Annotated in this window: 14 protein-coding genes and 1 pseudogene; 11 read left to right on the top strand and 4 right to left on the bottom strand. The window is 67.7% G+C overall.

Going from position 1 to position 14,103, the window contains the following annotated elements; translation table 11 throughout:
- The first annotated feature begins 84 nt into the window (after positions 1-84).
- From JZ792_RS21420 to JZ792_RS21400, 5 genes are all read left to right on the top strand, one after another.
- Positions 85-915 carry an RNA polymerase sigma factor SigF gene (locus JZ792_RS21420; RefSeq protein WP_216912639.1) on the top strand — a complete coding sequence of 277 codons (831 nt, stop codon included), beginning with the start codon at positions 85-87 and terminating at the stop codon, positions 913-915.
- Positions 916-1,034: 119 nt separating this feature from the next.
- Positions 1,035-1,685, top strand: a complete 651-nt coding sequence (locus JZ792_RS21415; protein WP_216912638.1) for a fasciclin domain-containing protein — start codon at positions 1,035-1,037, stop codon at positions 1,683-1,685.
- A gap of 117 nt (positions 1,686-1,802) precedes the next feature.
- The gene (gene sigK / locus JZ792_RS21410) at positions 1,803-2,456 is read left to right on the top strand and encodes an ECF RNA polymerase sigma factor SigK (RefSeq protein WP_216912637.1); all 654 of its coding nucleotides are present in this window, start codon (positions 1,803-1,805) and stop codon (positions 2,454-2,456) included.
- The gene (locus JZ792_RS21405; RefSeq protein WP_216912635.1) at positions 2,453-3,172 is read left to right on the top strand and encodes an anti-sigma factor; all 720 of its coding nucleotides are present in this window, start codon (positions 2,453-2,455) and stop codon (positions 3,170-3,172) included. The genes sigK and JZ792_RS21405 overlap by 4 nt, the downstream gene beginning before the upstream one ends.
- Before the next feature lie 552 nt (positions 3,173-3,724).
- Positions 3,725-5,512, top strand: coding sequence for a molybdopterin-dependent oxidoreductase (locus JZ792_RS21400; RefSeq protein ID WP_216912633.1), 1,788 nt, complete (start codon positions 3,725-3,727; stop codon positions 5,510-5,512).
- Here the strand turns inward: JZ792_RS21400 and JZ792_RS21395 are convergent.
- On the bottom strand, positions 5,499-5,741 hold the full coding sequence (locus JZ792_RS21395; RefSeq protein ID WP_438804361.1) for an FAS1-like dehydratase domain-containing protein: 243 nt from the start codon (positions 5,739-5,741) through the stop codon (positions 5,499-5,501). The two genes, JZ792_RS21400 and JZ792_RS21395, sit on opposite strands and share 14 nt — an antisense overlap.
- A 32-nt stretch (positions 5,742-5,773) precedes the next feature.
- A complete protein-coding gene (locus tag JZ792_RS21390; protein ID WP_216912631.1) occupies positions 5,774-7,387 on the bottom strand; it encodes a BCCT family transporter in 1,614 nt (537 codons plus the stop codon).
- A 146-nt stretch (positions 7,388-7,533) separates the two neighbouring features.
- On the opposite strand from JZ792_RS21390, the gene JZ792_RS21385 reads away from it, so the two are divergent.
- Both JZ792_RS21385 and JZ792_RS21380 read left to right on the top strand, forming a co-directional pair.
- Positions 7,534-8,037: an SRPBCC family protein gene (locus tag JZ792_RS21385; RefSeq protein ID WP_216912629.1), complete on the top strand. Its 504-nt coding sequence runs from the start codon at positions 7,534-7,536 to the stop codon at positions 8,035-8,037.
- A 64-nt stretch (positions 8,038-8,101) separates the two neighbouring features.
- Entirely contained in the window at positions 8,102-8,785 is a 684-nt protein-coding gene (locus JZ792_RS21380; protein WP_216912627.1) for a hypothetical protein, read from the top strand.
- Between the two features lie 24 nt (positions 8,786-8,809).
- Here the strand turns inward: JZ792_RS21380 and JZ792_RS21375 are convergent, their stop codons facing one another.
- Positions 8,810-9,232: an organic hydroperoxide resistance protein gene (locus JZ792_RS21375; RefSeq protein ID WP_216912625.1), complete on the bottom strand. Its 423-nt coding sequence runs from the start codon at positions 9,230-9,232 to the stop codon at positions 8,810-8,812.
- A 184-nt stretch (positions 9,233-9,416) separates the two neighbouring features.
- Here JZ792_RS21375 and JZ792_RS21370 point away from each other — a divergent pair, with 184 nt between their 5' ends.
- On the top strand, positions 9,417-10,070 hold the full coding sequence (locus tag JZ792_RS21370; RefSeq protein ID WP_216912624.1) for a TetR/AcrR family transcriptional regulator: 654 nt from the start codon (positions 9,417-9,419) through the stop codon (positions 10,068-10,070).
- Positions 10,071-10,159: 89 nt separating this feature from the next.
- Complete coding sequence (locus JZ792_RS21365; protein ID WP_254190139.1) at positions 10,160-11,602, top strand: cytochrome P450; 1,443 nt, start codon at positions 10,160-10,162, stop codon at positions 11,600-11,602.
- Positions 11,603-11,612: 10 nt separating this feature from the next.
- On the opposite strand, the gene JZ792_RS21360 is transcribed toward JZ792_RS21365, so the two are convergent.
- Positions 11,613-12,053: a nuclear transport factor 2 family protein gene (locus JZ792_RS21360; protein ID WP_216912623.1), complete on the bottom strand. Its 441-nt coding sequence runs from the start codon at positions 12,051-12,053 to the stop codon at positions 11,613-11,615.
- Between the two features lie 430 nt (positions 12,054-12,483).
- Between JZ792_RS21360 and JZ792_RS21355 the strand changes: the two genes are divergently transcribed.
- Together JZ792_RS21355 and JZ792_RS21350 are read left to right on the top strand one after the other, a co-directional pair.
- Entirely contained in the window at positions 12,484-12,819 is a 336-nt protein-coding gene (locus tag JZ792_RS21355) for a transglycosylase family protein (RefSeq protein ID WP_216912622.1), read from the top strand.
- A gap of 760 nt (positions 12,820-13,579) precedes the next feature.
- Positions 13,580-14,103 (top strand): annotated as a pseudogene (locus JZ792_RS21350) (glutamine synthetase); the annotation flags it as partial.

The following is a 14,103-nucleotide window of genomic DNA, read 5'->3' as shown; positions in this document are numbered from 1 at the left end:
AGATTTTCTCGAATCGAGAGGTGTCGATCGCGTCCGCCGGGGTATCCGGGCGACGCCGAGCCGAAGAGAGAACGAGGATGTCGGATGAGTAGGACGTCGAATTCTGCCGAAGGATCGTCCCGCGCGGCGGGGCGGGACAGCTACGACGATATCGAGCCCTGGTTCGAGAAGTTGGCCTCGCTCGACGCCGACGACCCGCACCGCTCGGCCCTGCGCACACAGATCGTGCAGCGGTGTCTGCCACTCGCCGAGCACATCGCCCGCAAGTTCTCCGGGCGCGGCGAGGAGTTCGACGATCTGCTCCAGGTCGCCCGGCTCGGCCTCGTCCAGGCCGTCGACCGTTTCGACGTCTCGCGCGGCGCGACCTTCCTGTCCTTCGCGGTGCCGACCGTCATGGGTTCGGTCCGCAGGCATTTCCGCGACGGCACCTGGGCGCTGCGGGTGCCGCGCCGCGCCAAGGAAGTGCAGGCGCTCGTCCGCCCCGCCATCGAGGGGCTGTCGCAACGACTCGGCCGGATGCCGACCGCGCGTGAGATCGCGGCCGAACTCGACCTCGACGTCGTCGAGGTGACCCAGGCGATCATGGCCGCCAATGCCTACCAGACCAATTCGCTCGACGCCGTCGCGGGCCCGTCGGATGAGCAGTCACGTCCGTCGATCGCCGACACGCTCGGTGTGGAGGAACCCTCCTACCGGTTGCTCGAGGACGCGCTCGCGGTGCGTCCGCTGCTCGCCGCGCTGCCCGAGCGGGAACGGCGGATCCTGGTGATGCGGTTCTTCGAGAACAAGACCCAGGCCCAGATCGCCGACCGCCTCGGCGTGTCGCAGATGCAGGTCTCACGCATCCTCACCCGGACGCTCAGGAAACTGCGGGAGCAGGCGCTCGGCAGCGACGAGGACTACCGGGTCGCCTGAGTTGTCCCGTCGCATGCCGACATACCGGGGAATCCGCGCCCATCCGGTGGCGACAGCCACGCGAACTCCGTTCCGTCCACACAGCAGGGCGGTCACAGCCGCCTCGACGGAAGCGGTAGATGACGATGACAGTGATGCGTTCGGTTCTCGTGACGATGATGCTGACGGCGGCGCTCGGCGCGACCGCCTGCTCGGACGACAGCTCGTCCGATTCGAGTGCGAGCTCGAGCAGTTCGGCGGCCTCCGCCACGATAGCGCCCGCGAGTGGCGCCGCGGCGAACCTGGTCGGCCCGGGCTGCGCCGCCTACGCCGAGCAGGTGCCCTCCGGCGCGGGCTCGGTCAACGGGATGGCCCAGGATCCCGTCGCGGTCGCGGCGTCGAACAATCCGCTGCTGACCACGCTCACCGCGGCGGTGTCCGGTCAGCTCAATCCGCAGGTCAACCTGGTCGACACGCTCAACGGCGGGCAGTTCACCGTCTTCGCGCCGACCGACGCGGCCTTCGCGAAGGTCGATCCGGCCACCGTCGAGACGCTGAAGACGGATTCGGCCACGCTGACCGAGATTCTCACCTACCACGTGGTGCCGGGGCAGATCGCGCCCGACAAGATCGCGGGCACCCACAAGACCGTCGAAGGCGCCGATGTCGTGGTGACACGTTCGGGCGATGAGATCAAAGTCGCCAATGCCTCGGTGATCTGTGGTGGAGTGAAGACAGCGAACGCCACGGTGTATCTGATCGACACCGTGCTCGTGCCGCCCGCCGCGTGACGCACAACTGATCCAATGCTCGAGACCCCTTCCCTCGTCAGGAGTCGAGTTCGACGTGTTGCCGTTGCCGATCCACCTCGTGCCCGACATACCCCGTGGCCAGGGGAGGGCGTGCGCATGACCCGTGACTCGGACAACGCCGCGGTGCGGCTGTCGCGGGAGGGTGGGTCGGACGGGGAGTCCTGCCCGGTCCGCCCCCCGGGCGACGGACCCGAGCACACTCGACGGCTCGTCGAACTGCTCGCCGCGGTCGCGAAGGGCGACCGCGACGCCTTCACCGAGTTCTACCGGGCGACCAGCCATCGGGTGTTCGGACTCTCGGTGCGGATCCTGCGCAGTCACGCCGCGTCCGAGGAGATCACCCAGGAGGTCTATCTCCAGGCGTGGACACTGGCCGAACGCTACGACCCGCGACTGTCGAGTCCGATGGGGTGGCTGATGACGTTGACGCATCGGCGCGCGGTCGACCGGGTCCGCAGGGAAGAGTCCGCGGCCACCCGTGATATCGCCTACGGCCACCGACATCTCGGCCGGGATCACGATGTGGTGGCCGAGGCCGTCGATCAACGACTCGACACCCAGTCGGTGCTCGACTGTCTGGAGGTGCTCACCGATGTGCAACGTGAGTCGGTCGCACTCGCCTACTACAGCGGACGCACCTATCCCGAAGTGGCCGAACATCTCTCGGTGCCGCTACCGACGGTCAAGAGCCGGATCAGGGACGGGCTCAAACGCCTGGCGAACTGCCTGTCGGGGCAGGTGAACCCGTGAGCGACGACGACAGCGATCTCACCGAACTCGCCTACCCCTACGCCCTGGACGCCATGGCCGAGCTGGAGCGCCGCCGGGTCGAGAAGCGTCTGCTCGAGACGGACGAGGCCACGGCGCGGCAATTCACGACCACGGTCCGCGAACTGCGCGAGACATTGGCCGCCATGACCGTGGTCGACGCGCTGGAACCTCCCGCCGCGCTGGAGGATTCGCTGCTGCGGGCACTGGACGACAAACTCGCCGTCCCGCCGCCGGCGCCACGGCGATCGGGTTTCGGCCGCAAACGCTGGATCGCGGCGGCCGCGGCGGCCGTGATCGTCGCGATCGGAGCGAGTATCGCCGTGGTCGCCGACCGGTCCTCCGAACCCGAGACCGGGCTCAGCGCCCAGGTGGTCCTGGAACAACCGGATGTGCGGACTCGCACGGTGCCCGTCGCGACCGGTGGCTCACTGACCGTGCACACCTCGGCAAGACTCGCCGCCGCCAGCGTGTCCTTCGACGGTGTCGCGCAACCCGAATCGGGCCGGGCCTATCAGCTCTGGCTGGTGCAGGACGGCGCGGCGCGTTCGGCGGGCGTGGTCGAGAACGTGCCGGACCGAGGTCCGTCGGTGGTCACGCGCTACGACAGCGTGGACACCCTCGCCCTCACGATCGAACCCGCGGGCGGATCCCCACAGCCCACGAGTCAACCGATCGCCGCCGTCCCCCTCGCCTGATCCGTTGTCGTCGAAGGGATTCGACGCCCCGGCGGTCCGGTAGCGGCGACCGGCCGAGCGCCCGGGATCGGCCGGGCATCGCGTCGCACGAGGTGAACCGGGAGGTCTACCTCGGCCTCTGGCGGGCGGTACGCGCCGAATGGCGGTAGAGGTGTCCGACGATCGGACCCACAATGTCGACCGCGCGTCCGGGCGGTTGTCGGAATGGCCCGTTCACGGCGTGCGGGGCAGCGATGGGCGGAGCCGTGCGTACCGATGGCACGGTGCGATCCCGTTGCGCTGGAACGATCGTCGGTGTGGTGATCGGTCGGCGTGCGGCACGGATCGTCGGCGTGATGGGTGGTCGGCGTGCGGCACGGTCCATGCGATGCGGCCCGGTAGTGCTCGCAACACGAGGCGGTTGTGCGGGCGGACCGGTGGCGAAGACGGTGCCGGTCGAGTTCATGCGCTGGTCGTGCCGTACGGACCGGCGACACATGACGACTACCTGTGTCGGCCTGTAACCGTCGTGCGCCGACAGCGCCGACACCCGAAGAAACGAAACGAGTTGTGATGAATCGTCCCGCCGAATCCACACCGGCGATACCGACCGCCGCCGTGGCCGGAATCCTCGCCGCCGCAACCGTACTCGGCGTGGGCCACCTCATCGCGGCTGTGATCGACCCCGAGGCCGCCCCCTTCTTCGCGCTCGGCGGCTGGGTGGTCGACCACACGCCGCACACACTGAAGGATATGGCGATCCGCCGATTCGGCAGCAACGACAAACTCGCCCTTTTCCTGTCGATGTCCGGTGTGATGCTGGTCGGCGCGGCCCTGATCGGAATCCTGGAACGACGCAGGCCCTTCGGCAGCGCGCTGCTCGTCGTCTTCGCGGCGCTGGTGGTCGTCGCCGCGCTGCAACGCCCCACCGCCACCCCTTGGTTCGCCGTGCCGACTGTGCTCGGGGCCGTCGCCGGTATCGCGGCACTGCGTCTCCTCCGACGGCGAGCGCCTTCGCGGAGCGTCACGGGATCGACTCCGTCCGAGCGTTCGCGGGCACGCCGTCACGCGGCGGGGCGATCGAGCCATCCCGATGTGCGTGAAATACGCGCGCATACACTCGATTTCAGCGACACCGGGTCACCGCCCCTCGTCGGGGCGAATCAGCCGGACGAAGCGGCGTCAGGCGAGTATCGGATACCTGATGCGGCACCAGACACCGATGGCGGCGCGGGCCCGGCCGTGCGGAGCGGCTCGGAGCGCGCTGCGGGCGCAGACCCCGGGACCGGCAAGGCTGGTCCCGGACCGACACGGCGTGGCTTCCTCGCACTCACGGCCGGTGTCGGCGCGTTCGCGCTCGGCACGGCCGCCGCGGGCCAGTGGTTAGGAGGACGGCTGCGCGATGTCGGCGCGGACCGGGCGCGATTCCCGCTCCCACGGACCGCTCCGGTCGCCGCCGCGCCCGAGTTGCCGGTCCGGGGGCTCACCGAATTCGTCACGCCGAACGATCGCTTCTACCGGGTGGATACCGCCCTGCGGGTGCCCACCTTGCGCAGCACGGACTGGCGGCTGCGGATCCACGGCATGGTCGATCGTGAACTCGATCTGGACTTCGACGATCTGCGCACGAGAACGGCTGTGGCGCGGATGATCACGCTCACCTGCGTGTCCAACGAAGTCGGCGGTGAGCTCGCGGGCACCGCGGTCTGGACGGGGTATCCGCTGGCCGACCTGCTGGCCGAGGCGGGTGTCCGCCCCGGCGCGGATCTACTGCTGTCCCGCAGTGTCGACGGATTCACCGCGGGCACCCCGGTTTCCGCGGTGACCGACGGTCGTGACGCGCTACTGGCCGTCGGAATGAACGGCAATCCGCTGCCGATCGAGCACGGATACCCGGCCAGGCTGGTCGTGCCGGGTCTCTACGGCTACGTCTCGGCCACGAAATGGGTCATCGACCTGGAACTCACCCGTTTCGACCTGGCCAGTGCCTACTGGACAGACCGGGGGTGGTCCGCGCAGGCGCCGATCAAGGCCGCGTCCCGCATCGACGTGCCCGCCGCCTTCGCGACGGTGCCCGTGGGCCGGGTGGTCGTCGCGGGCGTCGCGTGGGCGCAGCGGCTCGGCATCGACCGGGTCGAGGTGCAGGTAGACGAGAACCCTTGGCAACAGGCCGAACTCGGCGCGGAATACTCGGTCGACACGTGGCGGCAGTGGTCCTGGTGGTGGGATGCCGTTCCCGGCACGCACACGCTGCGGGTGCGTGCCGTCGACCGTGTCGGCGTGGTGCAGACCGACGCGCGCGCCCGCCCGTTCCCCGACGGTTCGACCGGATGGCACAACCGGGTCGTCACCGTGCGGTGAAGCTCAGCCCGACCTCCGCCGTGGCGTGACCGAAGATCTTCTTCCCGTCGTGCGCGGCGGTGTCCTCGTCCCAGTGCGCCGGGTGGTAGTCCCGGACCGCCCGCGCGAACTCCCTGACCTTCTCCCGCCCGACCCGATAGCGGTCCTCGATCCGATATCGCTGCCCGACGAGCGAGTGGATATGGGTGATCGGATCGACCTGCCCCCGTAGAGACTCGATGACCTCCACCACCGAACTCCTTCTCTCCGAACGACCAACGGTCAGTTCTCGCGTGCCCGCGGGGCGCGGTCGCGAATCGCGTCACCCACCATGGTGCGCACCGCGTCACGCAATCCGTACAGCGGATGCTGCGGCGCGCCCCCCGCTCCCGGATCTTCGCGCAGTTCCCGCATCAACGCCCAGCACAGCGCGAGCATGACGAGCAGGAAGGGCAGCGAGACGAGAATCGTCGCCGTCTGCAAGGACTGGAGCCCGCCCGCGACGAGCAGTACCGCCGCGACCGCCGCCATCAGGGTGCCCCAGGTGACGACCAGCCAGGACGGCGGATGCATCGAGCCGCGACTGGTGAGCGAACCCATCACCAGCGAGGCCGAATCCGCGCTGGTCACGAAGTAGGTCATCACCAGGATCACCGAAAGCCACGACGTGACCGTGCCGAGCGGCAGCGCGTCGAGCATGCCGAACAGCGAGGCTTCGGCATCGGCCGCGTTCGCGGCGAGGTCGGCGACGCCGGTGCTGGTCAACCGGATGGCGCTGCCGCCCATGACACAGAACCACACGACCGTCGCCCCGCTCGGCACGAGCAGCACCCCGATCAGGAATTCACGGATGGTGCGGCCCTTGGAGATCCGCGCGATGAAGGTGCCGACGAACGGCGCCCACGACAGCCACCACGCCCAGTAGAAGATCGTCCACTGCCCCATCCAGTCCGGATCCGCGTACGCGCCGGTGCGGGTGGACATCGGCAGCAGATTGAACAGGTAGTTGCCGACGGTGGACGGAATGGTATCGAGTATGTACACCGTCGGACCGAGGACGAAGACGAAGACCATCAGCACCGCGGCCATCACGATATTCATGGTGGACAGCCATTTCACGCCCCGGTGCAATCCGGAGAACGCCGACGCGACGAAGGCTGCCCCCAGGGCGATGATCACGACGAGTTGCGTCGTGACGGTATCGGGCGCTCCGGCGGTCAGGTGCAGGCCCTTGGTCACCTGGAGCGCGCCGAGTCCGAGGCTGGTCGCCGTCCCGAAGACGGTGGCGAAAACCGCGAGCAGATCGATGGCCTGACCCTGCCACCCGGCGGCGCGGCGGACTCCGAGCAGCGGCACGAACGCGGCCGACAGACGGTTGCCGCGCCCCTTGCGGAATCCGGCGTAGGCCAGCGCGAGTCCCACGACCCCGTAGATCGCCCACGGCGTCAGCGTCCAGTGGAACAGCGAGTATTGCAGCGCCGTGCTCGCGGCGGCGGTCGACTGCGGTGCGACACCCGTCGACGGCGGCGGCGCGGCGAAATGCTGGAGCGGTTCGCCGACGCCGTAGAACATCAGCCCGATTCCCATTCCCGCGCTGAACATCATGGCGATCCAGGCCAGGTTGTCGAACTCGGGTCTCGCGTCGTCGGGGCCGAGCCGGATGACGCCGTAGCGGCTCACCGCGATCACCACGCACAGGACAAGGAAGATGTCGGCGGCGACGACGAACAGCCAGTCGAAATTCCCGATCACCCAACCGAGCGCGGATTCGGACGCGGACTCGAAACTGTCGCCGCCCAACGCGGCCCACCCGACCACGGCGACGACCGCCGCGACGCCGATACCGATGAGGCGCAGATCGGGCGCGGGGGGCTTCTCGTGCACGTCGGTAGCCATCGGACCCACTATCGACTGTTGCCAGCAGTTTGCCGAATGGGCGCGCCGGTGCGGTCGTCCGCACCGCTGTCGGTGGCTCGCGGCCCCGTCACCACGGATTCGTACAATGTCCGAGATTTGTGTTCGCTCGAAGATCGGATATACGCGTGGCCCGTACTCTCTCCGTCTCGGACAGCATCGTCGTCGCGGCCGATGCCTCGGCGCTCTACGACAAGATCAGCGATCCCACCCTCATGGGTGGCTGGAGTCCCGAGAACCTGGGTGCGACCGTCCACGCCCCCGCGGACACCGCCTACGTCGGCATGACCTTCGACGGCCGCAACAAACGCGGCGCGATTCGGTGGACGACCCGCTGCACGGTGACCGCCGCCGAGCCGGGCGCGCGCTTCGCCTTCCGCGTCCACGCGATCGGCCGAAAGAAGCCCGTGGTGAAGGCGCCCATCGCCAGCTGGGAATACCGGTTCGAGACCACCCCGGACGGCACCCGGGTGACCGAGACCTGGACCGATGACCGCCGCTCCTGGCCGGACGCGGTCGCCGACGTCTTCGACAAAGTGGTCACCCGAGGCCACACCTTCGCCGACTTCCAGCGCAAGAATATCCGCCGAACCCTCGCCAACCTCAAATCGGCCGTGGAACAACAGGACTGAGGTTTGCCATCCGGGCGTGCGCGGTCGGGCGCGATGCGCGATGATGCTCGCCATGTGGGTGAAGATGTCATTCTCCGAAGCCGACGAGGCGCTGGGCCTGACGCGCTTCGAGAAATTCGACGCCGGTTTCGACGCGGCCTACGTCCATTCGGGCCATCTGCGCGCCGACGGTGATTGGACCGGCGGCGATCTGCGGGCGGCGGTCGGTGTCGGGGAGGACGAATCGCTGGGTGAGCTCGTCATGTTCGTCGTCGACGGTGATCTGACGGTCGACGGCGTGCTCGACCTGGACGGGGGCGCGCGGGAATCCCTCGGTCTGCTGGTGACCGGCGCCCTCACCGCCCGGATCGTCGACGTGGACGCCACCATGCTCTTCGTGTTCGGCGGCGCGGATATCGCCCGGCTCATCAAGTTCACCACCACCGACGGGACCCTGTCGATCGCGGGTCGAACCCGTTGTCCACTGGTGATTTTCGACGAGGGCGACCTCAATGTCACCGCTACCGGCCACATTCTGTCCCGCAGATCCGAGGGGCCCGCCGAACCGTACGAGGCCGAGTCGGCCGAATCCGACGACGATATCCCCGGATGGGGCTGGCCGACCGTCACCCTCACCAGGGCGGAAGTGCCCGCCGCCCTGGACGAATCGCTCTACGACGACCAGAACTGGGTGGACGGCGAGCGGGAGCTGGCCTTCGCCAGGGCCGGTCGGCCTCTGCTGCGCGCGGACTACCCGGCTCTCGGTTGACCGGAGCCGGGTCGCGGGTCGCGCTCAGTCCTCCGCGACGGTGACGGTGACGTCGATATTGCCGCGCGTCGCGTTGGAGTAGGGGCAGACCTCGTGGGCCTTGTCGGCGAGGGCCTGTGCCTCCTCGCGCGACAGGTGCGGCAACGACACCTCGAGGGTGACCGTGAGCGCGAATCCGCCCTGGTCGTTCGAGCCGAGCCCGACCTTCGCGCCGACGGCGGAGTCGGCGATATCGGCGTTCGCGGATTTGGCGACCAGTCGCAGTGCCGAATGGAAGCAGGCCGCGTAGCCCGCCGCGAACAGCTGCTCGGGATTGGTGCCCTCGCCGCTGCCGCCCAGTTCCTTCGGCATGGCCAGGTTCACATCGACCTTGCCGTCGCTGGTACGGGCGTGTCCGTTGCGTCCGTCGCCGGTCGCCAGGGCTTCTGCGGTGTACAGAACATTCATGTCGGACTCCTCGGGTCTGCGGATTTCGGTTACAGCGAATACGGTAGCCAGCAATTAGATTGTGCACAATGTAATTTGGAGTGGTCCGCGTCACAAAAAACTCGCGCAAAGCCTTGAGAATGAAGTTACAGATGGCGTATGTTTGTCTCATTCCCCTGGTAGATCTGCGGGTGTAGGAGGCGAGATGCGACGCGGGATCCTCGCGAGAGCGGTCATATCGGCGGGCGCGGACGCGCCGGCCGGCACCGCCGAACGCATCCTGGACGCCGCGCTCACGCAATTCGAGACCGTCGGCATCAAACGCACCACGGTCGAGGACATCACCCGGCGCGCACGGCTGGCGCGGGTCACGCTGTACCGGCACTTCCCCGGCAAGGACGACATCGTCGAGGCCGTCATCCTGCGCGAGATGGGCCGGTTCCTCAACGCGCTGGAAGCCGAGATGGCGGGTTTCTCCTCGACCGAGGACAAACTCACCGAGGGTTTCGTCTTCTCGGTGGCCTTCCTGCGCGCGAACGTGCTGCTGAACCGGCTGCTGGAAATCGAACCGGATTCGCTGCTGCCCTACCTCACCGTCGACGGCGGCGCTCTGGTCGAGACCGGGGCCGCGTTCCTGGCCGTCCAGCTCGCGCGCGACGCGCTGGAGGATCGCTCGGGCGAGGAACTGCGAGTCGTCGCCGAACTCGCCGTGCGCATCATGCTGTCGTTCCTGCTCACGCCCTCGCGCGGTATCGCCATCGATGACCCGGCCGACGCCCGCGCCTTCGCGCGCCGCCACCTCAACCCCCTGCTGCTCGGCCACCCGAGCGGCGCGGACCGGGCGGGGGCGCGACGATGATCGGCCGCCCCGCGCGCCCTCGAGACCTTCGCAGTATGTCGCCGCACTCGACGGGGAGCGTGGCGATCGACCGATAGAGGAGGACTGCCATGGTGGCACTCCGATCCCGCAAGAACCGCGTCCCGGAGAACGGACTGTTCGTCGAGATGCCGAACGGACTGTTGGACCGGGCGATCCGGCGGATACCGGAACGTCGCGGCATCCTCGCCGAACCCCCGGCGGGCAGCGGTCTACAGCCGATCCCGGGACATGCCGGACTACCGTGGCTCGGCGATTCGCTGCAATCGCTGCACTACGGGTCCGCCTACACCCTCGCCATGGTCGAGCGCTTCGGAAAACTGGTGTGGTCGAGAGGATTCGGCCGCGATATGGTGCTCGCCGCCGGTGGCGAGGCGATCGACTCGGTGCTGAGCAATCGCGACCGGGCCTTCGTCACCGGGCAGAAGGATCTCATCGATCCGTTCTTCCACGGTGGTCTGCTGCTGCTCGATTTCGAGGAGCACCGGCTCGATCGGCGCATCATGCAGCAGGCGTTCATGCCCGACCGGCTGCGCGCCTACTTCACCAGGGTTTCCGAACTGGTCGGCGAACGTGTCGGGCAGTGGCAGGTCGGAACGCCGATGAAGCTGTACCCGTCGGTGAAGAAGCTGTCGATGAATATCGCGGCCGATGTCTTCATGGGGGTGCGGCTCGGACCGGAAGCCGACCGCCTCGCCTCCGCCTTCGAGGCCATGCTGCTCGCCTGTGAGTCACCCGTCCGGTTTCCGGTCCCCGGCGGTCGCTGGCGGTCCGGGCTGCGCGGGCGCAGGGAACTGGAACGGTACTTCGCCGAGATGGTGCCCGCCAAGCGGACCGGCACCGGGTCGGACTTCTTCACAGCGCTGTGTCATATAGAGACGGAGGACGGCGAGCGCTTCAGTGACCGCAAGGTCATCGACCACATGATCTTTTTGCTGCTGGCCGCGCACGACACCGCGACCATCACCACGACCGTCGCGGCGTACTTCCTCGGCAAGCATCCGGACTGGCAGCGCCGTGTGCGCGCGGAATCCCTCGCGCTCGGCGACGGCCCGCTCGACGTCGACGCCATGAACTCCCTCACCTCACTCGACCTGGTGATCAAGGAATCCATGCGCATCATCGCGCCGGTGCCCTTCATCATGCGCAAGGCCGTGAAGGACACCGCGATCGACGGCCACTTCGTCCCGGCGGGCTCGAATGTGGTGCTCGGCGCGATCGCCAACCACTTCCTGCCCGAGTATTGGACCGATCCGTGGAAATTCGACCCGGACCGCTTCGGCCCCGAACGCCGCGAGGACAAGGCCCACCGCTACGCCTGGATGCCCTTCGGCGCGGGTGTGCACAAATGCATCGGCATGTACTTCGCCATGCACGAGGTCAAGGTCATGCTGCACACCATGCTGCGCGACTACGAGTGGGACTTTCCCGCGGACTACGAGATGCCGTGGCAGATGAGCGCGCTGCCCTTCCCCAAGGACGGTGTGCCGATCACCCTGCGCGGGCGCGGGTGATCGCGCCGCGTCAGGCGGAGGTGCCCTCGACCAGGAACATGTAGCTCTTCTCCTCCACGCGCCGTGCGATCCGCCAGGCGCCGTCCACCCTGACCAGGGTGTCCAGGTACCACAGGCCGCACAGCATCAGGGTCTTCGCGCCGTCCTGGCCGGGGACGAGCATCGGGTTGTGACAGATGGTGCGCGCGGTGGCGGTGTCGCCGTCGACGGTGACCGACGAGTTCGCGACCAGGTGCTGGAAGGCGGGGAAGTTGGGCATGACCTGCGCCAGGAACTTCTTGGTCTCGGTGAGGTCGCCCGCCGATCCGCCCATGGCCGAGTAGTCGACGTGGGCGTCGGGGGTGAACACCTCGTCGAGCAGATCCCACTGTTCGGTGTCGACGGCGTGGGCGTAGCGAACGAGCAGGTCCTGGATCTCCAGGCGGTCGGAGATCTCTTGCAGCGACAACACGGGTGCCTCCGGGGGGTGCGTGGCGGGTCTGCGCAATGGCACCAGGGGACGGCTCGGCGCGCAAGAGGCGTCGTTTCGGCGCGGGTTTCGGGGGTGTGTACGCGACCGGGGTCACTATTTCGGAGTGATCCCCGCCACATAACGGCGGTATAACGACAGGTATGTCATTTATGACTTTCCGGTCTCGAACTGGGTCGATGCCGGAAATCTGACCATGCGGTCAAAAACGGACCGGCGTTATCGGCACGTGATCTATCGCGAACTCTTGGCTACTGTCGTAATCGAGCCCGGATCACCGAGATGGGCTAGTAACTCGAATCGCCGAACACCGTAATCCTGTCCCACGGTTCGAGAATCCCCGACATTTCCTGGGGGCAGGGTCCCGGCTGAAGTCGCGCCGGGTCGGACGGGCGCAGGCAGGAAACTTCGAATGTCGCATAACAAGATCAGCACCCGTGTCCTCGGATTCGCCTCGATCGTGGGCGCCCTCGTTGCCATCCCGCTTGGCCTCTCCACGGCCACCGCTTCGGCCGACAGCGGCCACAACTGGGACGCTGTCGCGCAGTGCGAGAGCAGCGGTAACTGGAACACCAACACCGGCAACGGTTTCGGCGGCGGTCTGCAGTTCACCCCGAGCACCTGGGCCGCCTACGGTGGCTCCGGCTCGCCCGAGAACGCCAGCCGCGACGAGCAGATCCGCGTCGCCGAGAACGTCCTCGACGGTCAGGGACCGGGCGCGTGGCCGGTGTGTGGCGCGTACCTCTGAGTCGCACCCCGCTACTGACGTAGTCATAGCATTCTCGACGCCCGCCGTTAATATTCGGCGGGCGTCGAGCTATTTCTCCGTAATGCACGCCACATCGATAGTTCGACTATTGAATTAATAATCGTGCATCGTGGTGCATATATCGAAGATCCCATGACGGCGCGATATCACAAGTCGGTGCGCGCTCCTGTGAGCACCGCCCGTCACCCGATCCCGGCCCTCCCGAACGGCCGGATCGGCCGTCACCCGGCCTGTGATCTCGGCCGTCACCCGGCCTGTGATCTCGGCCGTCACCCGGCCTGTGATCTCGGCCGTCACCCGGCCCGTGGCCTCGGCCGTCACCCGGCCCGTGGCCTCGGCTGTCGCTGGGGCTGTGGCCTCGGCTGTCGCTCGGCCCGTGGCCTCGGCCGTCACCCGGCCTGTGACCTCGGCCGTCGCTCGGGCTCGGGCTGTTGCCCCCCGCCGTCGCCGGTCCGTGACGTCACGGACCGATATTCCACAGACACATCCCACCCCCACGGAGGACTCCGGTGAACTCGATCATCGATCTCGGCTCGGCCGCCCTGAATCTGGCGAATGTGGTGACATCCATCGCCGGGAACATCACCTACCTGCTCCAGGCATGGCATGTGATCTGACCGCGCCGCCCCGGTGGGTCCGCGGCGGCCGGTGGTCGTCGCGACGGGTTTCCGTGTCTCGGCCCGTACCACCCCGTCGCTCCTCTAGCGTTGGCACGGTCGTGACGCCGAGAGGGGCTGGGATGCGATCGGGGATGCTGGGGCCTGTGCAATTGCGGGAGCGAGTCGAGTCCGGCGAACTCGACACCGTTCTGGTCGTGATGACCGATATGCAGGGCAGATTGCAGGGAAAACGCTGCTCGGCCCGGTATTTCCTGGACGAGGTGGTCGGCCATGCCACCGAGGCCTGCGACTATCTGCTCGCGGTCGACGTCGAGATGAACACCGTCGACGGCTTCCGTGACTCCTCCTGGGATACCGGCTACGGCGATTTCGTGCTGAGACCCGATCCGGCCACGCTGCGGCTGGTGCCGTGGCAGCCGGGAACCGCTCTCGTGCTCTGCGATGTCGAGCGGGTGCGTCCGGAAGGCGAGCCGGTGCGGGTCTCACCGCGCCAGATCCTGCGGGCGCAACTGGATCGGCTCGCCGAGCGCGGCCTGCGCGCCTACGTCGGCACCGAACTGGAGTTCCTGGTGTTCGACGACACCTACGAATCGGCCTGGGCGGGCGGGTACCGGGGTCTGACCGCCGCCAACCAGTACAACGT

The organism is Nocardia noduli (genome assembly GCF_019038455.1).
Taxonomy (GTDB): Bacteria; Actinomycetota; Actinomycetes; order Mycobacteriales; family Mycobacteriaceae; genus Nocardia; species Nocardia noduli.
This window is presented reverse-complemented; position numbering and strand designations above follow the sequence as displayed.

Excerpts from the sequence above, each read along its gene's own strand:
- JZ792_RS21420 (WP_216912639.1), top strand. The coding sequence starts at position 85 with ATGAGTAGGACGTCGAATTCTGCCGAAGGATCGTCCCGCGCGGCGGGG.
- JZ792_RS21415 (WP_216912638.1), top strand. The coding sequence starts at position 1,035 with ATGACGATGACAGTGATGCGTTCGGTTCTCGTGACGATGATGCTGACG.
- sigK (WP_216912637.1), top strand. The coding sequence starts at position 1,803 with ATGACCCGTGACTCGGACAACGCCGCGGTGCGGCTGTCGCGGGAGGGT.
- JZ792_RS21400 (WP_216912633.1), top strand. The coding sequence starts at position 3,725 with ATGAATCGTCCCGCCGAATCCACACCGGCGATACCGACCGCCGCCGTG.
- JZ792_RS21390 (WP_216912631.1), bottom strand. The coding sequence starts at position 7,387 with ATGGCTACCGACGTGCACGAGAAGCCCCCCGCGCCCGATCTGCGCCTC.
- JZ792_RS21380 (WP_216912627.1), top strand. The coding sequence starts at position 8,102 with ATGTCATTCTCCGAAGCCGACGAGGCGCTGGGCCTGACGCGCTTCGAG.
- JZ792_RS21375 (WP_216912625.1), bottom strand. The coding sequence starts at position 9,232 with ATGAATGTTCTGTACACCGCAGAAGCCCTGGCGACCGGCGACGGACGC.
- JZ792_RS21370 (WP_216912624.1), top strand. The coding sequence starts at position 9,417 with ATGCGACGCGGGATCCTCGCGAGAGCGGTCATATCGGCGGGCGCGGAC.
- JZ792_RS21365 (WP_254190139.1), top strand. The coding sequence starts at position 10,160 with ATGGTGGCACTCCGATCCCGCAAGAACCGCGTCCCGGAGAACGGACTG.
- JZ792_RS21355 (WP_216912622.1), top strand. The coding sequence starts at position 12,484 with ATGTCGCATAACAAGATCAGCACCCGTGTCCTCGGATTCGCCTCGATC.